Here is a 23395-nt window from a genome sequence, read left to right on the forward strand (position 1 = left end):
TTCTGCGTTGTGCGCTTGCAGGGCTTCCGGAAGGGTATATGGGACAAAAAGCTCCCGGGTTCCAAGGACCCCAAGAGCTTGTCAGACGTGCTTCCCTACACCCGGTTCAGTACCCGGTTCATCTTTTCCTCGTCGGTCTCAATGCCGAGCCCGTGTCCGTCGGGGACACGGATGAAGCCGTTGGCCACCACGAACTCCTTCGGAACAAACTGCTCGCGTACAGCATCCTTCTCGATCGAGTACTCGTAATAGCTGTTGCACTCCGGGGTGCTTGCGGCCAGATGAAGAGCCGCTGCAAAACCGACTCCGCGCGTCGTATTATGCGGTACATAGTGGATTCCGAAGGCCCGGCATAAGGTTGCAGCCCGTTTGGCCTGCGAAATACCGCCGCATTTGATCGGGTCGGCCGCATACAGATGGCAGGCGCCCTTCGCAATAAAATCGCGGAAGGTAAATATGTTCCAGTCCTGCTCGCCAACATGAATCGGCACAGGCAGCGTCTGGCATAGCTTGATATAGGCATCCACATCGTAATAAGGGCACGGCTCCTCATAATGGTGCAGATTGTACCGGCTTATTTGGTTATAAAGCTGTACAGCCTGAATGTACGTATAGGAGCTGTTGCCATCCACCATCAAGCGGCAATCCGGCCCAATCGCTTCCCTTACGGTTTTGACCTTCAAGGCGTCCGCATTCAGATCGACCGGCAGTCCGGAGCCGAAGCGCGGGCCCACCTTGATCTTGACGGCTTTAAAATCAAATTGCCGGATGCCTTCCAGCAGCTTGGCCGCTTCTTCTTCAGGAGCGAGATCCCGGCTCATGCTGGAGCCGTACAGGGGAATTTCTGCTCTGTATTTGCCGCCCAGCAGATTATATAGAGGCTGCTTCAAAAAGCGCGCCTTCGCGTCCCACAAGGCGATTTCGACGCCGCTGAACGCCATCGCCAGCAGCTGCCCCGATATTTTGTAGCTTTTGCGCATAATACTCTCTTCGATTTTCTCAAGATCGAACACGCTTTGGCCTATCACCTGCGGCTTAATCACGGTTTGTATAATGGGGAGTATAGCATCGACCTGCATGGGGCTGCATTCTCCAAAGCCGGATACCCCCTCGTCCGTCTCAACCTTCACATAAAACAGTCCCTTGGCAAAATAACAAACGATATTCGTTACCTTCATTGTTTATTCCCCATCCTCATCCGATTTGAATTCAGCTGACTCCCTTACCTCATGCCGTGCATAATCAAAATAAGTGCCATCCAGTCTGAAACAGAGCGGATTGTCAACCCTCAGCTCAAGCAGGTTGCTGCCGGGAGCAAGCCATTCCGATTTGCCTGTCCATACGTAAGGAGTCCAAGCCCGTACTCCCAATGAATGGCCATTGAGAACCAATTCGGCGCAATCATGAAAGTGAGGGCTTAATCCCGACAGCGATAATTCGAATTGGCCCGTTAAAGCCGCTTTTGGCGGGAATTGCACCTGTTTGCGAAATATAAAGGTTCCTGAATAGTGCGGAAAGCCTTCAAGGACAGCATTATTCGGATCACCCTCTGTTGGGAGGGACGTAATAACCGGATGCTTCTGTGCTGTAAAACGCACGCCAAACGGACCGCTCAAATAAAGCGGATCAACCACTCCGTCATACGGACGCTGGATCACGACCCGAATCATGATCGTGTTGCTTCCGAGGATAGGCGTCACTCTGCCTCCATCCCACTCCGTACCGTTAATGAACAAGCGGTATTCTCCAAGAATCGCTTCCCGGTCCATCCGCAGCTCGCATAATTCCGGCAGCTGCTCGACGTCAAAACCTGCCTGGAACCAGACAATGACCGGATAGGCGACTTTAACCTGAAAAGGAGTACCGAACCAATGGCTGCTGTAGCTCAGTGTGTGCGGAAGCTCATCCGCAAGATCTGCACATTGACTGATCCACGTTTTCGCATCCACCTCATACCATTTGACCTGTGGGTTCAATGCTCCCTGACCCAGCTGCCATTGCTGCTCCAGACCTTGATCCTCCAGGTCCAGTGCCATCAGAAATCGCCCTAGCCTGAGCGTGTTGGGCTCTGCCGCTTCCACTGCCCAGCCACTGCCCATTTCTGCGTGAATATGTGAAGTAGGCTGTTCCCGCTGATCAGAGCACTCGGTCAGACCGTCTTCAGCAGGAGCGATTGATGGGCTGTTTCGGCTAATCTCAACCAAATGCGACTGGTAAGGGGCAAATACGAGTGTCGCGGTTCTTCCCTTCCCGCTGACCCCGGAAGATAGCGGCCATGTCTCTCCGTTCTCCAAATCACGGATGCTTAAGGAATAGCCCGGATCGGCATAGGAATCCGCAAGACGAAGCTCGATCCGTTTCTCCAAGCCCTCATGGTTGGCGATAAAAAGCAGCTCTTCCCGGTCGCTAAGCTGCCGATGCTGCATGAGCAGACAATTCGTGCTTCCATCGTCGGAAACCAGCTCCGCCCGGCGGGGAAGCGTTTGGTTCAAAAGCTCGATCAGCAGATTCCTTCCGTTCACACGGGAAGACTCAGGTCCGTAAGGCACAAAGAAAGCGTTTCCCTCCATGCTGTGAATCCAGCCTTGGTCCGTCTGGTTGTAATCGGTATGACCGCTCCAATAGGAATCCGGAGCTGGAGCCTCCGTTCCGAACAGTGCCGACATCCCGAGCACAGCCTCGCTGCCTGGCTCAATAGTCTCATAGGGCAGCAATCCGACGCTGATGACAGTGCCACCGTCCCGCACAAATGCCTGAACTCGCTCCCAGGCCGCAGCCTCCAGATTGGTGATTGGCGGGATGATCAGTACCTTGTAGCTGCCAGCCCCGATATGCAGGGCGCCTTCGCTGATCCTGGCCTGCATCAGCATTTCCGGGTCCAGCGTATCATAATCACGCTGATGGATCAGCAGCTCGGTCTGAATTCGAATCCAGTCCGTCTTCATCCGCTCCAGCCGACGCTTATCTTCTTCGCTGGTTCCGGCAAATTTAAACTGATGGAACGGGTTGCCCATTTGCGTCCACAAAGAGGTCGTGGGATCGAGCACGGCAATATCGATCAGGGCGCTCCCTTCACTCATCATATAGCTCAAGCGTCCGATGTAATCCCCCAGCTGCCCGAAGTGCCTCCAATAAGGATTTTGCTCAAACTGCGAGGGAGCGGCATCATGCTTGCGCAGCCCGTCAATCGAATAAAAAAAGGCGTGAAAGTTGAACATATTCGTTCCCAGCACTGCCATCCAATCAATCATCCAACGGGCATCCTGTAGAGTCATCGACCAGCCGATGCTGTGGAAGCATTCAATTAAAGCGCGTTTTCTGCCTAGCTGGCGGGATAAGGAACTGCCCATTTTGGGATTATGCCGCAAACTGTGGGCATATTTTTCCATGATCGCGGACAGTGGGCTGCCCAGCTTCTCATGGGCGCTGTCTCCACCGGGAATATGGCTGTGCAGCTGTGTCGTCATACGCACGCCCGGCACTTCTGCTACGTATTCCATCTGGCCATCCTCGCACCAGTCGGCAATCCTTTTATGAAATTGATCCCGCAGCATCAGATGGATGCATTGATAAAAGTCATAACGGACCTGTGCCGTGTCTTCTCCGGCGTCTTCATATAAATGATGCAGCTTATCCAGCAAGCTATAGCCGCAGCGCTCTTCAAAAAAAGCTGGAATCATCGGCGACCACGGAATCTTCCCTGCCCTCAGACCGATTTCGTCCGTGAACATGCCTTTGATCGTTTGCCCGAAATATTCGCCCATCTCCTCGGTATAGCGTTCATGAGTCAGACGCATAAAGGCATTAACCGCTTCAGGATGGAGCGGATCGACAAAGGTGCCAAAATATTTGAAATCGTCGACCTCCTGCTCGGTAATGACCAGAATCTCCCACTGCTTCACATCAACGGGAAGGCTGTACTTGAGCTTTTTGACTGTGTGATACGTAAAATATCGCTTGCGGCTGTAAGGACTTGAGCCTGTTTGCTGAAACACCGTTTCATCCTGAAAGCTGCCAATCCATCGTGAAATATCTTGTGCATGCGGCCAGTCCTTTGCCCCGTCCGGAGATATCGGGACCGCCTTGGCCAACAGAACCCTGCCCCAGGGCAGATTCAGATCCAGATCCTCTCCTGCTTCTGCGCTTACGGCAGTTCGGGAGAGCATGCGCTGCTTCGTTTCCGGGTGCTCGAGCGTAACCTCCCCGCCGGCAATGCCGCTCGGGTACGGATATTCGTCATACAGCCAGACGTTCAGGCCTGCTTTCCCTGCCGCCTCTACAGCGAACCTTACCCTGTCAAACCATAGCTGCGATAAATAAGGAATCGTCATCCCCTGCCTGGCGCATATAAAAAAACCGCCAACTCCCTTGTCCTTCATTTCGGCGATTTGCCGTACAATCTCATCCTCTTCCATATCCCCGTTCCAGAACCAGAACGGATGCATCCGAAATTCCACAGGAGGATTGCGGAAATGGTCGTCGTTGATCAATGCTTCCACCTTCATTCCGATATATTGTTATTCCTGCCGCCAGTCGACTCATCCCTGCTGTTCTCTCTGTAGCGGCTCGGGGTTACTCCGACGTGCTTTTTGAATATTCTGCTGAAATAGCTGTGCTGGTAGCCGACGCGCTCTGCCACCTCATTCAGCCTCCAATCCGTGTGCAGCAGCAGCTCCTTGGCTTTATTGAGCCTGATCTCGGTTAAATAATCTATAAAGTTAAGACCGACCGACTGCTTGAACATCCGGCTGAGGGTGTAGGAGCTAAGCCGCTCCGATTCGGCAATAGCATCGAGGGACAGCTCCTCCATATAGCTATCCTGAATTTTCAGGACAATACGGTCAATAGTCTGCTGCATAAAGGCATCCTGCTTGCGTTTGCTTTCGTGCATGAAAGGCAGGATAACCCTGGACAGGAACCACTTCTCGATTTCCTCCGGCTCCTTTAGCTGGCACAGCTGGCTGTACAGATTGGCGCCTTCATAGAGCGCATTCAGATTCATTCCCATCTGCATGATCGAATGCTGCACAGATCCGAGCAGGTGAAGCATTCCTTGCTGCACCCAAAGCTCCTTTCCGGCATGGACCCGAAGCTCATGCAAAAAGCGGCGAACGGCGTCCACCGTTTCCTCCTCCAGTCCCATACGAAGCCCATGGATCACTTCTTTTTCCAAATGGAACGGGAAATCGGAGGTTTTCTCGCCATCCGTCACCCATTCCCGCAAATCGATAATCTGATTATCCTCCTGTAGATCGCGAAAGCGCAGAGCCTGCTTCGTTTCCTCCAGCATGGCCGGGATTTCCTTAAGCTGCGCAGCGGGCCGTCCCAGCCCAATCGCTACTCTCATGTGCAGCAGCAGGTTCAGCCTGTTCGTCAGTTCGTTCAGCAGCCGGTATATACGTTCGCGGCACTGCTCTAAAGGCTCCAAAGCGTCATAACCAAGCAGGAGACCGATAGTAAGATCGTGAAAATTGATCGTGTCTGCCTGGTCAAAGGCATTTGCTGCCAGCTCCTGGACAATGTTCGAGGCCGCAAATGTCACCAGCACCTCATCCCCTTCGGAAAACCGCCCCTGCAGACTGGAAAATCCAAGCAGCTGTACATAAACGACATTAAACCTGCTGCTCTTGACCTCCCAGCCCAGATTGCCCATCCGCTCCTGCAGATCCGATTCGGACAAATAATACAGGTAGCCCTGCGCCAGCTGCAGCAGGAATCCTTCCCTGACCTGCGGCAGCTGGCTTTCAAGCCGGGTTTGGAGCGTTTGGCTTTCTCTTGTGACATGATTCCAGACACTTTCGATCATCTCAAACTCATCACCGTCCTCCGGACGTGATGCGGCGCTTTTCCCACCCAGCAGCTTGACAAGCCGGGCCACAGGCGAATAAAGACGCTTGGAGGCAAACCACGATAGTACAACTGCCAACAGCAATCCGAAACAGCTGAAGCCGACAATCAAGCGGGAGATGAACACGACGGGTTCGGTCAGCGCTTTGAGCGGTGTCGCTGAAACATAGACCCACTCCGTACCGAGACGGTTGAAGGCTCCGCGCGAAACCGAATAGGTCTCACCCTCCCATTCAAAAATAAATTGTTCGTCTGCCGTATGTTCCTGGGTAATCCGTTTTCGCAAAGCCTCGTTCAGCGCCGATGCTTCGCTGTTTTCACCAAAGGGAGCAATCCATTCGCCGTCCTCCCGCAGCAGGAAGGAGGTTCCTTCGTGACGCGGCGTCAGGACGTTAACGATTTCTTTAAGCTTGCTCTGGTTGACGGATACGAGGAACATACCAAAGGGCCGGGGGCTGCCGCCCGGAATTTTATGAATCAGCGATAGCGAGTAAGTAAAGGTTGTATCCTCCGCACCTTCCACGTTTATATCAAAGTCGTTCCATACAGCCTGATTTTGCTGCATGAGCATGCTGTGATACTGTTCATGCAGACCTTCAGGCACACGGTGGTATCCATCCTCAGTAAACAGCAGCGGGTACGGCTCCTCGATGTACAGCTGCACCTGTTTGATCATCGGATTGAGTTCTCTCATGACCAGCAGTGTTTTGTAAATATCCTGCACTTGGGTGTATCCGTAAACAAAATCCAGTCTTTTCAGCTTGTCATCAAACTGCGGATCGAAGGCCCAGTGGGAAAGTGACGTTTCCAACGCAATCAACTGGTCGTCTATGCTTTTTTGCGTTTGTTTCAGCTGCTGCTGGTGAAGCCTGTTTGTTTCATCGGTAATTTGCCCGCTGCCAACCCAATAAATGCCCGTTCCGATCAGCAGCCCCGGCAGGCTGGCAATAAGGATGACCATGACGAGGCTGCGTCGGAAAAAACTGCCTCTCCGCGGCAGCGAATATTGGCGGTGAACCCATTTCATGATGCCATTAATGATGCGGTTATTCGTAATCACAAGTGAAGCCCTCCCCTACTAACCAATTCGGGATCAGACCCTTTGTGTCCTTCCACCGAAGAAATTTCAACCTTTTACAGAACCTACCATAACCCCCTTGGCAAAATGCTTTTGCAGGAACGGATAGATGCACAGGATCGGTACCGTGGCGATAACGACGGCTGCCATCTTCAGCATTTGTGCCGGGGGCGGTTGTATCAGGGGATCGGTTTCCGCCAATGGATTTTCCGCCAGCATGTTTTGCAGCAATACCTGTATCGGCCATTTCTGGTAATCATTCATATAAAGCAGAGCCGAGAAATACGTATTCCAGTATTCGACCGCATAAAACAGCCCGAATGCCGCTATAGCAGGGAGTGACAAGGGAAGCACGATGCGAAACCAGGCGGTAATTTCATTGCAGCCGTCGATCGCTGCCGCTTCGTCGAGGCTTTCCGGTATGTTCTCGAAAAAGCCCTTCATCAGTACCACGTACCAGCCGCTGGACAATACGGGCAGAACAAGCGACCAGATGCTGTCGATCAATCCCAGATTCCGTACCAGCATATAGTTGGGAATAATGCCCGGACTGAATAAAATCGTAAATACGATAAGCATCAGGGCCAGACGCCTTCCGAGCAGCCGTTTTCTGGAGAGCGAATAGGCCAGCGACGAGGTAACAATTAGGCTGCAGGCCGTTCCTGCAGCGGCCAGCAAACCGCTGATGCTTATGGCCCGAAGCATCGACGGATTACTTAATAAATAGTGATAGGAATCAAACGACCATTGTGTCGGAAAGAGGATAAGCGGCTTGGATAAATATTCACTCGTCTCCGTGAACGATATGATGAATACGTAATAAATCGGAAATACGGTGATTAAGGAAACCGCAGCCAAAATGACGATATTGACGATATGAAACCAGCGGTTTTCTCCGGTTTTCTCCATTGCAAGTTCACCTTCCTCAGTAAATGCCTTCTTCGCCGAACCTTTTCGACAGGCGATTTGCGATAATGACCAGTGTCAGTCCCACTGCCGATTTGAACAACCCTACGGCTGTGCTAAAGCTGAACTGACCCTGCTGGACGCCCAATCGATACACATAGGTGTCGAATACCTCGGCAACATTGGATACGGCCCCGTTGTACATCAGAAAGACCTGCTCGAATCCAACATCCATCATATGGCCCAGTCGGAGAATAAGCAGAATAAAAATCACATTGCGAATCGCGGGCAGCGTAATATGCCACATTTGGCGCAGTCGACCCGAACCATCCATGCGTGCTGCTTCATACAGCTGGGGGTCCGTTCCGGCTATTGCAGCCAGAAATATGATCGTTCCCCATCCCGCTTCTTTCCATATCGTCTGCACCGTCAAAAGAATCCAGAACAGGTCCGGATCATTCAGAAATTGTACCTTGTCCATGCCCAACGCCGTTAACGCCTCGTTGACAAATCCGCGTGATACGGAGAGCAGCATGAAGGTCAAACCGGCAATGATGACCCAGGACAAAAAATGGGGCAAATACACAATGGACTGCACTATTTTTTTGTACAGCTCGCTGCGCAGCTCATTCATTAATAACGAAAGCAGGATCGGCAGCGGAAAGAAGCATACGAGACTCATCATATTAATCATCATGGTGTTTCTGAACAAAACCCAAAACTGCGGATCGGAAAAAAAACGTTGAAAATGCTGCAAGCCCACCCACGGGCTGTTCGTTATGCCGGCGATAGGCGAGTAATCCTGAAAAGCGATAACGACGCCCCAAATCGGGATATATTTAAAAATCAGAAAAAACAAAGCTCCAGGTACCGCCAAATAATACAAATACTTATCGCGCCTGAGCCTTTTTTGCAATCGATAAAGCCTGCTTTGTCTGCCTGATGATGCTAAGGCACCGATATACATCTGCTGATCGGCCATTCTGCGGCCACCTCCTTACTTCCCTGAAACCTTAAGCAATGCCGGCTCTCTTCCGCTACTATGCATCCCCTCTCCCTAACAGGAAAGGGGACAACCATTCGGGTGCTTTACTTGCCGGCGCTGCGCTGCTTATAGGAATCATTGATTTCCTGCACGATTTTTGTCATTTGCGGATTGCTCTTCAATTGGTTTACATAATCGTCCCAAGCCGTTATCGGCACTACGCCAAGGATGACCTTGGTCTTCATATCCTGTGCCTGCTTGGCAAGCTCAGGTCCGTAGGATTGGAAGGTGTCCGAGTAAAGTCCGACACTGGCATCGGCACTGCTCGTTTTGGCCCGCTCATCCTGCAGCTTTGTGTATACGTCAATACTGTTCTGCGGAAAATTGCGGTGCAGCGAGTTGGCATACGGATCGGCGACATAAACGATTTGATTATAGTTATCGATGCCTGATGCCGTATACTTGTCCTTCAGCAGTTCCTTTTTGCCGTCCTTGACCGTATAATGCGTACCCTCGATACCCCAGGTCTGGAGATCAAATACTTCCGGGGACATCCATTTGTCGATCATCGACAAGATGGTGTTCAGCTTGGCTTCGGGCACTCTTTTGGAAATCGCGAGCATCCCTAGAAAGCCCGGACCCTTGGGGTTGAACTGATTGATTGAGGTAACGGGATAAAAAGCCTGATGATCATGAACCGTTGTATCGATTTTGCCAAGCTTGCTGATCATCTCCTGCATATTGCCCGTTTTATCGGCCAACATCCCCGCTTTGCCAGAAGCGAATATTTCATCAACCTGGCTTGCTTTCAACGAGGCAAAATCTGCAGGAATCAAACCTTCCTTATACGCCTTGTTCAGAAATTCAAGCGCTTGCCTCGTTTCCGGTATTAAATCAGTATAAACCAGCTTGCCGTCCTGCTCCTTCCAGTTGCCAGCCGCTCCGGTAAAGCTGTTCACGATAACACCCAGCGTGCCCATATCGGTTGCCGTTACATTTCCTGTAAATCCGATTGTGTCGGCTTTTCCGTTACCGTCAGGGTCCTTTTCCTTAAATGCCTTCATTGCCGCATAAAGCTCATCAGTTGTAGTCGGAACCTTCAGGCTCAACTTGTCCAGCCAGTCCTTCCTGAGCACAAAATAACGGGCTCCTTCAGCACCGCGAGGTCTCGGTATACCGTAATTTTTCCCGTCCTGCATTTTGGTTGACTCCCAAGCTACCGGTGCCACCTGCTTGCTGATATTGGGATATTTGCTGTACAGCGGGGTAATGTCCCAGAAAGCATCCTGCTTCACCATCGTACGGAACATTGAAGAAAACGGATCATCAATCATAATTACATCCGGAATGTCTCCGGAGGCCAGACTGACATTCAATCGTTCTTTGTAGTTATTGGCGGATACCCATTGAATCGACAGCTTCGTGTTGGTTGCCTTTTCGATCGCTTTTTGTACCTCTCCGTTCGGATCGGGCGGATTTGCGCTTGTGAACGCACTCATGATTTTCACTTCCACAGGCGGTCCTCCGGCCTCGTTTCCCGATGCAGCTGGCTTCTGCCCTACCTCCTTGGCGGCTGGCACCGCTCCACAGCCGGACAGTGCAATGGAACATACCAATGAAGCGGCGATTGCCGCCGGATATATCCTTCTTCTTTTTAATTTCAAGCTTTCCATGTACATCCTCCCGTTTCTTTTCTTGATAAGATTGATTTGTTTAGCATAGAGGGCGTCAGGGCCGCTCCTGTAAATTGAACTTTAAGGGAAGACGTATTTTCCGACAAGCTGATTTTTTTGTGAATGCTGTTTTTTGATCATTAGCACATTATTGCAAATACCATTTTGCTGCAGAACCACTCCCTCTAACCACCTCCATCCATTAAGCAATCATGTGGATTCAGTAGCAGCATGACGCTATGGATTGAGCTTATTTGGGTAGGCTGATGGTCCAGCATCTAGCAAAAAAATAAAGGTGTCGTTCCCTATACTTACTCTCGGGAAGACACCTTTTTTGGGTAGATATGGGTTCGCCTTAAATCAGATTACCGAGCTAAGACGTTTTATTGTGAGCAATTCCTCTGTAGACATAGCCAATGCGCGTTCACATAGCTCCTTTTTCAGCTGGTCAAGACGCAATTCATCATTCTCCGTCCTCGTGCCAGCCCGGCCTTTTTCCAACAAATCATAAAACTCCAAAGGCAAAAATCCGTCGTTCAACGATACTTCCACGGAATCGCCCCCCGATATAGTAATAACAAACGTGTAGGATTGGGCACGGTGAGGATCGTACTGCGCTACAGGATAATTAACATCAACAGTTAAAGTTCCATGCGTCGTCGCTCTTGTCACATATTCGATCGCATCACGAAATCCTGGTCCTCCATGGCCGGACATGATGGTGATATCTTTTCTTAGAGGCGCCTGATCACCGCATAATTCTTGAATCCCTGCCTGCAGTATTCGAAATGCGACAGCAATAGCCATTAAATATTGACCGCAATGATATTTCTCGATATCCTCAAACCTGATTTTTTTATGATGCTCACCTGTTCGTCCGTCCCGAATATGAATTTCCAACATTGCCGTTCCTCCCAAGTAGATATAGATTCTATTAATAATGATAATCAATTATGAATTTAACATATTATTGTTTACTAAACAAGTCTAATTTTATTTAAATGATATCAAATGATATTAAATTAACAATTATATTTCATTTTAATTAATGTCATTAATTATTTTACTGCCATGGATAAGCTAAAAAAGACACCTTCAACAAGCTGTGGCTTGTAAAGTGTCTCCTATGGGACTTGCGGGCTGCCTTCCTTAAGTTTCCAGCATAACCGTACCGGTTTGCGATATATCGGTTCCAGGTATAACACGTAACTCATTCAAAAAGGCCTCGGAATTTAAAATTTGCAGGAGCGCCTGGATCCACTCGCGATTGTGAGGTTTTTTTAACATCACGAGATCTACCCGCTCTTCGATCAATTTGACAAAATCGACATTATCCATCATCGCAGCCGTTTTCTCATTTCCGATCCCGATGTCCGCTTCTCCTGAGGCAACTTTGGCTGCTACCCCGATCGGATTCGACTCCTCTTGATCATACCCGATAAGCCGCTCCGACTGTATACCATGAAGGCTCAGCTGCGCATCCAGCAGCACACGGGCCCCGACTCCTTTCTCACGATTCACCAGCCGCAGGCCAGGACGCTTGAGATCTTTCCAGCCGTGGAGATCAAGAGGATTTCCTTGGGCAACCAGAAATCCGCACGGTCTGGAAAGCAGGTTGACAACAAGATAAGATGATCCGGTAAATATTCTGCGAATGTAAGGCAGATTATACTCACCTGTCTCCCCATCCAGCAAATGCGTACTGACAACATCGCATTCGCCTCGGTACAAAGAGATCAGGCTGTCCAAGCTTCCCACATAAGCGCGTAGCGGCCGCATTCCCGCAACATTTTTCTCGATATGCCTGGCTAATATGTCGATACTGATATCCTGGCCTGTGATGACGATGGTACGCATACCATTGGCAGCAGCCACCGCTGGATAAGATGGGGAGCGATCCGCAGGACGATCCGTGAATTCCTCTTGAAGGTTCGGTGATAAGCCTTTCTCACGTTTCTTGTAAGCGTCAAGGTCAGCAGCATCCACCCGCATTTGTTTGCCCACTCGATACGAAACCAGATCACCTTTCTTAATCAAATCATAGACGGTGACCTTGGAAATCCTCAAAAGCCTGGCGATTTCCTCGACTGTGTAAGACATTTCGGACATTTAAATCCTCCTTGCAGCGTTTCGTTATTTCTTAGTATTGTAGCACAAAATACGGATGCTGCCTTTTAACTGTCCTGAACAATTTTCTGAAATCCAAACGCCGAAAAAGCAAAGTCCCCTATTCCACTTTTGAGCGGTATAGGAAGCTTTGCTTTGGGCAAATGATGGTCTTATATTTAAATCATGCAGCAGGTTTGCACCTTCCGCAGAAATCGCGGTCGCTCACCCTTGAATGGCATCGGAAGACGTTTTCTTACATTGCAATAGCACTACCGTATGTGCCGGAACCTTCCATGTCCGCAGCTCCTGATCGTCCACAGCCGTCAGAACGGGCACTACATTCCCAAGCGCGTCTACCGTATTAGCCGCATAAATATCTTCATGAGTCAAGGTCCAGACGGTCGCCAGACGGTAGCCTTCAGGCAGCTCAAGCTCTACCTCTGCCTTTTCTTCCTGATGACGATTCACAACAGCAATATTCAGGTCGCCATCCTCACGAAGGACGGCAACAGCATCCACATAGGCTTCGTCGCTTGGTTCGTGTATCGCTTGAATCTTCTCATTCATATCCGGACCGTTGATTTGTGGTGCGGGTATGCGTATTGAAGGCGAGCTCACATTCACCCGGACCGACTGCCCGGTCATCCATTCCGCATATTGCTTGAATACATAAAACAAAGTCGTCTTGATGACTACTTCCTCTGTAACCGAAATGACCCCATTTCCGTTGATCAGAAATACATAGTTGGCCATTCCGACCGAAGGACTTAACCGGATCATCGCGTTGAATACCCCGGCTACGAATAACGCGTCCTGCAGATTGCGGGGACTATTGCGGTTTAAGCGATAATGCCCAATGTTCTCTGGATCGGGTTCATAATGACGGATATTCCACTCGTCCATAGAAATACGGATCTGCTGAGGGAGCTGAAGCTTATGATTCACTATGGTGGTCCTGATCGTGTCGATCATCCTGCGCAGCTGCTTCTCGAAGAAGACAGGCGTAAAAACAACCGGATAATATTCATTTCCGCTCTCCCGATCCACCGAGCTTCCATACAAATGGAAGGTTAAATAGTCCAAATACTTACCGGCCTGAACGACAACCTGACTATCCCATTCGGGGTCATTGCCGTAATGGGAGCCTACCCCAAGCAATTGAAGCGAAGCGTCGTATTTCTTATAAAACTGCGCCCAATTGGCAAGCTTGTGTGCATATTCCCGCGCACTCAGCTGACCGGCCTCCCAGAAACCCCAGGTTTCATTGCCGATACCCCATAGCTTGACATTGTAAGGCTCGGCATGTCCGTTCGACTTGCGCAACTGGGCATCGGCGGTTTCTCCGGCTCCATTGCAATAGTCGATCCACTGCAGTGACTCGACCAGCGTCCCTGTGCCCAAATTGACATTGACATAAGGCTCCGTGCCTGCCTTCTCGCACCACTGCAAAAACTCATCGGTCCCGAACTGATTGGACTCCAGTCCGCCCCAATGCCAGTTAACGCGCGTCGGCCTTGCTTCTTTGGGACCTATACCATCTCGCCAGTTATACAAATCCACATAACAACCGCCAGGCCAACGGATCACGGGAACACCAAGCTCCCTTACCGTTTCAATCACATCAAGCCGAACGCCGCTTTCGTCTGCATGCGGGGATTGATCATCCCAGACAGAAGGATAGATGCAGTTCCCCAAATGCTCAAAATATTGGCCGTAAATATACGGATTCACCTCACCCAGACGTTCTTCCGAATACACCTTCAAGTATGCCTTCATCGATTTCTCCAGCTCCTGTTCCTTCTTTAATTAGCGAGGGACTTTCCGGTCCCTCGCTCCACGATCAAGCTTTATGATTTGCTGCCACTCACTTGATCAGCAAACGGGTTGTGATGACTTGCCGTTCCCCCTGAACCGTTCTCTTTCGATAAACGCAAGCCAGGGTCTACCAGCTCTTCAGCTTCATCTGTAATTAAATATTGGCCTTGCTCCATAAGCAGACTTCTCAGCAGCTCCACGTCGACCTGACGTGTGGTCAGACTATTCGCAGCAGCCATGGCTGCTGCCGTACCTGCTCCCTGTCCTATACCCATAGCCGTAGCCATCACACGAACCGAACCAAAAGCAGTATGCGATGCGGAAATACAGCGACCTGCAACGAGCAAATTATCGAATCCTTGGGGCAGCAAGCAGCGATAAGGAACCTCATACACGGCTTTACCCGAGCCTGTGAACACCTGCTGCTCGCCTTCCGGAGGATGAATATCAATAGCAAACGTTCCGCAGGCAATTCCATCCGTGAACGATCGGCTGTTCAATACATCCTGTTCTGTCATTGCGTAATCGCCAACAATATGTCTCGTTTCTCGTATGCCTACCTGAACACCTGTATCAAGAATATACGCATGCTCAAAGCCTCCAATAGTACGCTTCATAAACTCGGTCACAGCCCAGGCCTGATAGCGTGTCTCCACCTCAGCCCGTGTCAGATCAAATACATTCGTTCCATCAATACCCTGCAGCCTCGTGCAGTTAATGGCAAATTGCCCATCTTGTGGAAGCTCATACATCAGTATTCGCGGAGCTGCGTCCTTCGGATATTCACCACGCTCCATCGCTTCCTTAATAATTTCCTTCATACCGAGAAAGGCAAGTGCACTCTGTGCATCAATCTCTTCGTCTGTAGGGGAATCCTTAAGCAGGTGACGGTTTGCCTTCATCCATGCTTTCAAATTGGACATGTTGACTCCGGCCACTCTGTAGAAAAGCGTAACCGGCTGCATCGCACCATCGGATTCACGTCCTTTCACAAAGGGTGCACCGACTCTGGCTACAACATCTGCATCCGCAGAGCAGTCAATGACCAACTTGGGGCAGATCGCTTGCCGCCCGGATTTATTCTCCACAATAACCGTTGTGACCTTACCGTTTCCGTCCGAGTATGCATTTGCGAATGTAGAATGGAGCAGCAGCTCCACTCCGGCCTCCTGAAGCAGTTCAAACAGCACCAGCTTCATCCCTTCCGGGTCAAACGGGGACATGGAAGCATTGTCAAACGTCAAATCCGTTACATGTCCTGGCGATACGGTTTTCGCTACGAGCCGATCCACAAGCTCTCCGGCAATTCCTCTGATCACCTGCTTGCCGTTCACGTCATGAAAGGTAAACATGGGATTGACCATGGCAACGGTTAAGTTGCCCCCTACGAATCCATATCGTTCCACCAATAATACCTTGGCTCCATTACGAGCCGCCGCAACCGCAGCACCGATCCCCGCTGGTCCACCACCAATAACAAGTACGTCAGGCTCAGCCACTACAGGCACCTGCATAGCCGGTTCATTGTAAACATTCATGATATCTCCACTCCTATTTAATAAGATTAGCTGGACCCTTGCCTTACTTCTTGGTAGTTTTATACCATTCATTGACCGCTTTCACTACATCGTTGCCTCCAGAGTTATCCCAATCCTTAATGAACTTATCAAAATTTTCGATCGACTCTCCACCCAGCAGAAGCTTGATAAAATAGTCGGTTTCTTTTTGTGTCAGGCTTGCCTGATTCTTACCAACAACCTCAATCGGAGGCATGAAAGCAATCGGATTCTTTTTTGCATACTTGTCAAAATCCTTGTTAATCGCATTGAAAGCCTCAAACAGCGTTGGAGTACGGCGCAATCTGGCTAACCACATATCCGCGTACTTGACCTCCTGAATTCCATCCAGGAACCAATAAGCATTTCCCCGTTTTTCAGTGAAAATAGGCATGATGGGACTGTATACACCGTTCTCTTCATTGAAGGTGGTACCCTTTTCACCAAGTGTCAGGAAGGTGAAGGTATCCATCTGCAGCTTCGCGTCCATGAACTTGATCGCATCCTCGGCATGCTTGGAGGACTTGGGAATGGCATGCACATACAGCAGCTTATCTTCCATTTGTACGCCTGCTTGTCCGTCAGCACCCTTGAGAGGAAGCATATAGCCCATCTTCCCGGTTGGTACATTTTTCGTAAAGGCCGCATTCATGTTGGAAGCATCATTCCATGTACCCGGAATCATAAATGATTTCCCGCTGACGAATTTCTCCTGTGCCTGCGCCGTCTTGTTCACAGCCCAATCCTTATCCAGCAAGCCTTCGGTGTACAGCTTACGCATAAAAGCCATATAATCCTTCATCGCAGGCTGCTTAATTCTTGGAAGAAGCTGTCCATTCACTTCAGACCAGTCTGTATATAGATTGAATCCGCTATAGATCATAAACACGTCCATATTGTTGCCGGTTAATGGAATCATGTCCGGCTTTTTCTCTTTGACTGTCTTGAGCGTCTGATATAATTCATCGAGTGTCTCCGGGATCTTAAGACCAAGCTCGCTCAGGATGTCCTGCCGAAGAATCATCGTTTTCTCAATATTGGCCCTTTCATTTTTTTGCGGCACTCCGTACAGCTTCCCGTTGTATTTGCCAAGCTCCCACGAGGACGCCGAGATCGCCTGCTTCATATTCGTGCCGTTCTTGTTGACAAGCTCGTCTATAGGCTGCAAGGCTCCCTGAGCGACCAAAGTATAAAACTGGGAGGGTGTCAAATCCAGAATGTCATATTCCGTACCTGAAGCGATTTCAATATTCAGCTTCTCCTCGGGTTTATCTTTGGGCAGCACGGAATAATTCACTTTGTACCCCGTGCGTTCTTCCACATCCTTGGCCACGGGATCGGTGTTCGGATCGAAGGCCACATTGAATCCCAGCACCTTAAGCGCCGGTTTGGGTTTGTTGGCGTCAGTTGAGGTACTGCTTGCTCCAGACTTGGGATCAGCCCCCTTGGTTTCCGGATTTCCTCCTGCTGAACAGCCTGCAAGTAAGGATAGCGTTAAAACAGTCGATATCAACGTGCTCATCGTTCGTTTAGTTCCATTCATGCCGTGTAGCCTCCCTTATCATCTTGTAATCTATTTTAAGGCATTGCCTCAAAAATTATCATCTATAATTTCGTGTTCAAAAAGTCGACTTTTCAGCACCGAGAAGGTTGCACGAAGGTAAAGAAGGAGGAGCGGAGTTTAGGCAAACCTAAATGAGCACCGGACTTCGAGCCTGAATGCAAGATTCGATGCCGAGTAAGCTTCTTGAGAGTCTTCGTGATCAAAAGGGGGCTTTTTGAACAACCTCTATAATTGCTGGAGCTGGATTTATTACCCCTTGACCGAGCCAACCGTTAAACCATGCACAAAATATTTTTGCAAAAATGGATACACCAGCAATATAGGAAGAATCGTCGCAATCACGGTAGCTGCCCTGAGTCCTTCTGAAGACAAACGTAACCGCACATCCTCAGGCTGCTGGGTCAACACGTCCTCCGTGTTGGAAATCGTATCATATAAATAGATTTGAAGCGGCTTTAAATTCACAGCGTTAATATAAATCAAAGGATGAAAATAATTATTCCAGTAGCCCACCGCATAAAAGATACCGAGTGTTGCCACAACAGGCAGGGAAATAGGCAGAAGGATCGAAACCAGTATCCGAAGATTGGAGGCGCCATCCATCTTGGCCGATTCCTCTATACTTTCCGGCAGGCCTTCAAAGAAGGTTTTGCAAACAAACAGATTGAACGGGACGACCAGCAAGGGAATAATCATCGCCCAAACCGTATCCAACAGACCCAGACCCTTCATCAGGATATAACCCGGAATAATCCCACCATAGAACAGCATACTGAACACATACAGGAGTACAATAAGCTTACGTCCCCGAAACTCCGGCTTGGACAGCGGATAGGCGGCCATGATCGTAATGGCCATGCTCAGAATCGTGCCTACGATGGTGACGAACAGCGTCACCTCCAAAGCTTCCATGTAACGCGATTTGGTAATGACAAATTCAAATGCACTCAGGTTCATGCCAATCGGATAAAAGGAAACCTTATTGGCCATCACTGAGGCCTGATCGCTTAATGACTTGGCAAGCACATGGAGGAAAGGCAGTATACATACGATTCCGACCATGGCAAGAAAAGCAACATTCAGTGCATCGAACCAGCGACTTCCCAAGCTTCTACTCTTCATGCTTTAACTCCTCCTACCATATACTTCTTCCCAGATAACGGCGACTGATCGCATTGCTGGACATAATCAGAATGAAGGCAACCACCGACTCAAACAGTCCAAGCGCCGTAGACATGCTGAAATCGAGCTTTCCAAGTCCAATTCGATACACGTACGTCTGGATAATATCCGCTACATCGTATACGGCGGGATTGTACATCACAAGCACCTGCTCGAAACCGGCATTGAGCACTTGCCCCAATCGAAGTACAAACACCAGCAAGATGACCGGACCGATACTGGGTACCGTAATATGCCACATTCTTTTGAATCGTCCGGCTCCATCCACGATGGCCGCTTCATACAGCTGCGGATCAATCGACGTCATCGCTGCAAGAAACAGAATCGTGTTCCAGCCTGTGTCCTTCCAGCCATCCGTAAACACGAGCAGCGTTCGAAACCAGCTGGTGTCGGAGAAGAAGCTGATACTTTCAAAGCCAAGTGCCCCCAAGAGCTGATTCACCATTCCATACGAGCCCATCATCGAATAAAATAATCCGAAAATAATGACCCATGACAGGAAATGCGGCATATACACGATCGTCTGTATCCAACGCTTCATCCACTGCAGACGCAGCTCATTGAGCAGCAGCGCAATAAGGATCGGAACCGGGAACAAGAACAGCAGCTTGTACAAGCTGATCATTAGCGTATTGGCAATGACTTGCAGAAAAGCCGGCTCATGAAAAATCCGCTCAAAGTGCTTTAAACCCACCCAGGGACTTTTCATCACAGAATCCACGATGTTGTCTCCGATAAATAGATTAAAATCCTTGAAGGCCAACGTAAGTCCATATAGCGGAATAAACTTGTATACCACCAGAAACAAGATGCCGGGAATGGACATGAGATATAAATCGATATTTTTTCGAGCATAGCCCCAGAAGCCTGATTGGCTTGCTCCTGTCTTGCGAGTCTTCTCCCCGACTGAAGGCTGTCCGGGTAACGCGGTCGTTTTACTCATCCAACATCATTCCTTTCCGAAAAAGGGTTTACACCGCATTCTCTTTACTCTTACAATAGATTTGGGTAGAAGAAGCTTCTGTATGTATTGTATAGGGATCCTGTTATTGAATACAGAGGAGCGGATTACGATTTCTGGTGTTGCTTTATACACATTCGTGAAATTGGATCCAAGGAGGAATTTGGTATGTATCGTGTACTCATTGTGGATGATGAAGCATCTGTGCGTTCCGGTCTGCGGGATTGCGTGGATTGGGCAGCACTCGGTCTGGAGGTTGCCGGCGAGGCGGAGGATGGAGAAATCGCGCTTTCCTTGGTAGCGTCAAGCTCCATCCATATCGTGTTGACGGATGTCAGAATGCCCCATATGGACGGAATTGCTTTGGCCCAAAAGCTGAGGGACATGCATCCAGCCGTCAAGGTTGTCATGATCAGCGGCTTCGGGGATGTCGATTACTTAAAATCGGCCATTAAATTGGAAGCCGTAGATTATATACTGAAGCCGATTCGGCTTCAGGAGCTGCATGAGGTGCTTACGCGTGTGGTCCGTCTTCTGCAGGAAGAGGATCAGACCAGGCAGAGCTGGCTGGCTCAGCAGATCAAGCTCAATCAAAGCATTCCTTTATTGCGTGAAAGATATTTAACCACACTGGTAGTGGATGGAACTCACTTAACTGAAATCCTTCAGGAGAAATTTCAGCTGCTTAATATTGATCTACCGGTAAAAGCGGCGCGATTGGGTGTTTTTGTCATCCGTATTGATGATTATTCAACCGCTTTGAGCGAGATGTCAGAGAGGGAAAAGCAGCTGCTCTCGTTCGCACTGCTGAATATTAGCGAGGATATTGTGAAGCAGGGCTACTGCGGTCATACCTTTGAGACCAAGCCTGGTGAATATGCCGGAATTGTTCACTTCCATACCGATGACGATGAAGAGCAGCTATTTATGACCCTTGAGGAATGCAGAAACCAAATCAATCGCCTGCTCAAGCGGAATGTAACGATTGGCGTCGGCTGCACGGTCCGGGATTGGAGCTCACTCTCCCAATCCTATCGAATTGCCGCAGATGCAGCAGAGCATCGATGGTTCCTCGGGAAAAATCAAATCATTACCATGGACAGTCTGGCCAGCGTCCCCGGACCACACCATCATACCCTGCAGTTGGATGTACGCTCCTGCATATCCGTACTCAAAGCACCCAACTGGGAAACTGTTACAAGCTTCCTGAATGAGGCCTTTGGAAAAGGCAAAGGAGCCGCATCGGTTCAGTACGGACGCATTATTAGTATGTATATGATTATTGCGTGCTCCGAGCTGCTGCTTGAGCTGGAGGCTTCCGTCACCGCAATCCAGGAGAGTGAACAGCGTCTGATGAACAAGCTGGCCGGATTTGAAACCGTTTCCGAGCTCATGTCTGCGCTGCTGGAGCATGTCCGCTTGACCTATGATGCAGTTGCCGTCAAGCGGGAGCATAAGACACGTAATGTGGTCACATTGATTAAAGGCTATATTGAGGAGCATTACGCCAAGGATCTGACGATAGCTGAAATCGCCGCTACGGTTTACCTGACAACGACATACATCTGCTTGTTGTTCAAGCAGGAAACGGGTATAACGATCAACGATTACGTTATTGAAGTGCGTTTGCGGGAGGCGAAGCGAATGCTGGCCGATCCACAGCATAAGACCTACGATATTTGTTATGCGGTCGGCTATAAGGACCCCAGCTATTTCAGTAAGCTGTTCAAGAAGCATACAGGTCTCACTCCCAGTGAATTCCGGGAGATACCCTTATGAGAACCCGTCTGGCCTTCCTTCTGTCCGGCATTTCCAAATCCAGCATCATCAAGAAATCGCTGCTGATTTATTTGGTTCTCATCCTGCTGCCCAGCTGCTTGCTTATGTATGGCTACTACCGTAAAACATCTGCCATTCTCGAACGTGATATGAGTACCTCCATGCTCCAGACACTCAAGCAAGCCGAATATAACATTTCAGGACGACTTGATCTCATCGAAAACATCTCTGATGGATTCATAGCCAATCCGGATGTGTTTGGCTTTTTATCCAGTCTCGACAAGCCGTCCTACCTGCAATACGATGACTTTCAAGTATTGGAAAAGCTGGTGAGCAGCGGTGAAAGAAACCGCGATATTCGGCAGATCCGGATATTCGTCCAGCCTGAGCTGATCTATGCGAATGAAGACATGCATTTCTTTTCGCTTAAGGATATTCAGGACTCTGGCTGGCTGGGTAAGGCTCGTTCGAGGAATGGCGCGATTTATTGGGGAAGCACCCATCTGCAGTCCTATATTGGAAGCGAACCCGTTCATGTCGCTTCTGCAGCGCGCATCTTGCATGATCCGAAGAATTACGACCGAATAATTGGTGCATTGGTCATTGATGTGAAGGAGCAATTATTAAGACAAATTCTTGATCGTATTGAGCTTGCCCCCTCACAGGAAGTATTTATCATCGATAAGGAGGGAACTATTGTTTCCTTCCTTGACGAATCCAGAATCGGGAGTCATTCCGAGCTGTCAGCGGAGCAAATGAACACCATATGGGATCAGGAGGCCGGTTATTTCCAAACAGGCGACTCTTCGGACTTCACGATATTGTATCGTCATATTCCTCTCTCCGATTGGACTATCGTAGCCAAGCTCCCATCGGTTGAGGTTTCCGGAGAAAGTATTGCCTTGACCAAAATTTCGGCTGTCATTATTCTCGCAGCTTTCTCTATCGTTTTCATATTTATTCTGGTACTCGCCTTTGCCTATGCAGCTGAAAGGTTAAACCGCAGGCTCCGGGAGCTGATCCTGGTTCTGAAGACGGAAGGTATCGACCGGCTGGATTCTCAGAATAGCGGCGACCTCAGGAAGCTCGAACAGGGTGTAGCCCGTATGGTACAGACCGTACATGACCTCACCGCTGAATCGTATCAGGCCAAGCTATTGGAGCGGGATTCGCAGCTCAAAGTGCTGCAATCCCAAATCAACCCGCATTTTCTTTATAATACGCTCGATAGTATTCACTGGATGGCCGTCAGAAGGAAAGCTGATGATATCAGTGATATGATCGAATCCTTATCTGCTTATTTCAGGCAAAGCCTCAGCAAGGGCCGTTATATCGTAACGCTTGAAGAAGAGCTGCAGCTGATCCGCTCGTACATGCATATTCAAAACAAACGCAATGATGATGGAATCGAGATGGTCTACCTTATTGAAGACGCTGCATGTTATTGCGACCTGCCCAAAATGATTATTCAACCATTGGTTGAAAATGCCGTTCTCCATGGTATCAATCAGAAGCGTCCCAAGCATGGTACGATCACGATTACGGCCTCCATAAAAAATTCGCTGCTGGCAATTACGGTGCTCGATGATGGCGTAGGCATCCCGCCAGAGCGTCTTGAGACACTGCTTGAACCACCTGCGGAACCAGCCACCATCCAGAGCTTCGGACTTTACAATGTTCATGAGCGTATCCGATTATATTCACAAAATGAACCATCCAGCGGTATGGTGATTACTTCCGAGTGGGGACACTGGACACGTGTGGACATTGTTATTAAAATAACCCGACCTTCCGGTGGTGAAGCAGCAGAGCTGACAGAAGTAAGCTCGGGTCCCCACAATGATTAACAGCAAGCTGAACAGAGCTCATATGCAAAGTCACTTGAATAAAAGGTTTAAAAAGGATACAGTTTAATTATCAAACAATCTTTCCACTTTACA

The 23395-nt window shown here is 49.3% G+C and carries 15 protein-coding genes; 2 read left to right on the top strand and 13 right to left on the bottom strand.

What is annotated here, in order from left to right; all coding sequences use genetic code 11:
• Nucleotides 1-95: 95 nt before the first annotated feature.
• The 13 genes from NST47_RS27840 to NST47_RS27900 form a co-directional block, all read right to left on the bottom strand.
• Nucleotides 96-1178, bottom strand: coding sequence for a mandelate racemase/muconate lactonizing enzyme family protein (locus NST47_RS27840; protein ID WP_341158024.1), 1083 nt, complete (start codon nucleotides 1176-1178; stop codon nucleotides 96-98).
• Nucleotides 1179-1181: 3 nt separating this feature from the next.
• A complete protein-coding gene (locus NST47_RS27845) occupies nucleotides 1182-4505 on the bottom strand; it encodes a glycosyl hydrolase (RefSeq protein WP_341158025.1) in 3324 nt (1107 codons plus the stop codon).
• Complete coding sequence (locus tag NST47_RS27850) at nucleotides 4502-6907, bottom strand: helix-turn-helix domain-containing protein (protein ID WP_341158026.1); 2406 nt, start codon at nucleotides 6905-6907, stop codon at nucleotides 4502-4504. Before NST47_RS27850 ends, NST47_RS27845 begins: the two co-directional genes overlap by 4 nt.
• 66 nt (nucleotides 6908-6973) lie before the next feature.
• Nucleotides 6974-7834: a carbohydrate ABC transporter permease gene (locus NST47_RS27855; protein WP_341158027.1), complete on the bottom strand. Its 861-nt coding sequence runs from the start codon at nucleotides 7832-7834 to the stop codon at nucleotides 6974-6976.
• A 16-nt stretch (nucleotides 7835-7850) separates the two neighbouring features.
• Nucleotides 7851-8798 (bottom strand): ABC transporter permease, encoded by a 948-nt coding sequence (locus NST47_RS27860; protein ID WP_445667483.1) that lies wholly within the window; start codon nucleotides 8796-8798, stop codon nucleotides 7851-7853.
• Nucleotides 8799-8920: 122 nt separating this feature from the next.
• The gene (locus tag NST47_RS27865; RefSeq protein ID WP_341158029.1) at nucleotides 8921-10489 is read right to left on the bottom strand and encodes an extracellular solute-binding protein; all 1569 of its coding nucleotides are present in this window, start codon (nucleotides 10487-10489) and stop codon (nucleotides 8921-8923) included.
• A 360-nt stretch (nucleotides 10490-10849) separates the two neighbouring features.
• Entirely contained in the window at nucleotides 10850-11392 is a 543-nt protein-coding gene (locus tag NST47_RS27870; RefSeq protein WP_341158030.1) for an FmdE family protein, read from the bottom strand.
• A 246-nt stretch (nucleotides 11393-11638) separates the two neighbouring features.
• On the bottom strand, nucleotides 11639-12598 hold the full coding sequence (locus NST47_RS27875; RefSeq protein WP_341158031.1) for a helix-turn-helix transcriptional regulator: 960 nt from the start codon (nucleotides 12596-12598) through the stop codon (nucleotides 11639-11641).
• A 222-nt stretch (nucleotides 12599-12820) separates the two neighbouring features.
• Nucleotides 12821-14374 carry an alpha-L-arabinofuranosidase C-terminal domain-containing protein gene (locus NST47_RS27880; RefSeq protein ID WP_341158032.1) on the bottom strand — a complete coding sequence of 518 codons (1554 nt, stop codon included), beginning with the start codon at nucleotides 14372-14374 and terminating at the stop codon, nucleotides 12821-12823.
• A gap of 71 nt (nucleotides 14375-14445) precedes the next feature.
• Entirely contained in the window at nucleotides 14446-15951 is a 1506-nt protein-coding gene (locus NST47_RS27885) for an FAD-dependent oxidoreductase (protein ID WP_341158033.1), read from the bottom strand.
• Between the two features lie 43 nt (nucleotides 15952-15994).
• The gene (locus NST47_RS27890) at nucleotides 15995-17512 is read right to left on the bottom strand and encodes an extracellular solute-binding protein (RefSeq protein ID WP_341158034.1); all 1518 of its coding nucleotides are present in this window, start codon (nucleotides 17510-17512) and stop codon (nucleotides 15995-15997) included.
• A gap of 270 nt (nucleotides 17513-17782) precedes the next feature.
• Nucleotides 17783-18655, bottom strand: coding sequence for a carbohydrate ABC transporter permease (locus tag NST47_RS27895; RefSeq protein ID WP_341158035.1), 873 nt, complete (start codon nucleotides 18653-18655; stop codon nucleotides 17783-17785).
• A 13-nt stretch (nucleotides 18656-18668) separates the two neighbouring features.
• Complete coding sequence (locus NST47_RS27900; protein ID WP_341158036.1) at nucleotides 18669-19658, bottom strand: ABC transporter permease; 990 nt, start codon at nucleotides 19656-19658, stop codon at nucleotides 18669-18671.
• A gap of 186 nt (nucleotides 19659-19844) precedes the next feature.
• On the opposite strand from NST47_RS27900, the gene NST47_RS27905 reads away from it, so the two are divergent.
• Together NST47_RS27905 and NST47_RS27910 are read left to right on the top strand one after the other, a co-directional pair.
• A complete protein-coding gene (locus tag NST47_RS27905) occupies nucleotides 19845-21455 on the top strand; it encodes a response regulator (RefSeq protein ID WP_341158037.1) in 1611 nt (536 codons plus the stop codon).
• Complete coding sequence (locus NST47_RS27910; RefSeq protein ID WP_341158038.1) at nucleotides 21452-23302, top strand: cache domain-containing sensor histidine kinase; 1851 nt, start codon at nucleotides 21452-21454, stop codon at nucleotides 23300-23302. The genes NST47_RS27905 and NST47_RS27910 overlap by 4 nt, the downstream gene beginning before the upstream one ends.
• The last annotated feature ends 93 nt before the right edge of the window (nucleotides 23303-23395 follow it).

Origin of the sequence: Paenibacillus sp. FSL H8-0034 (assembly GCF_038000305.1) — a bacterium.
Taxonomy (GTDB): domain Bacteria; phylum Bacillota; class Bacilli; order Paenibacillales; family NBRC-103111; genus Paenibacillus_S.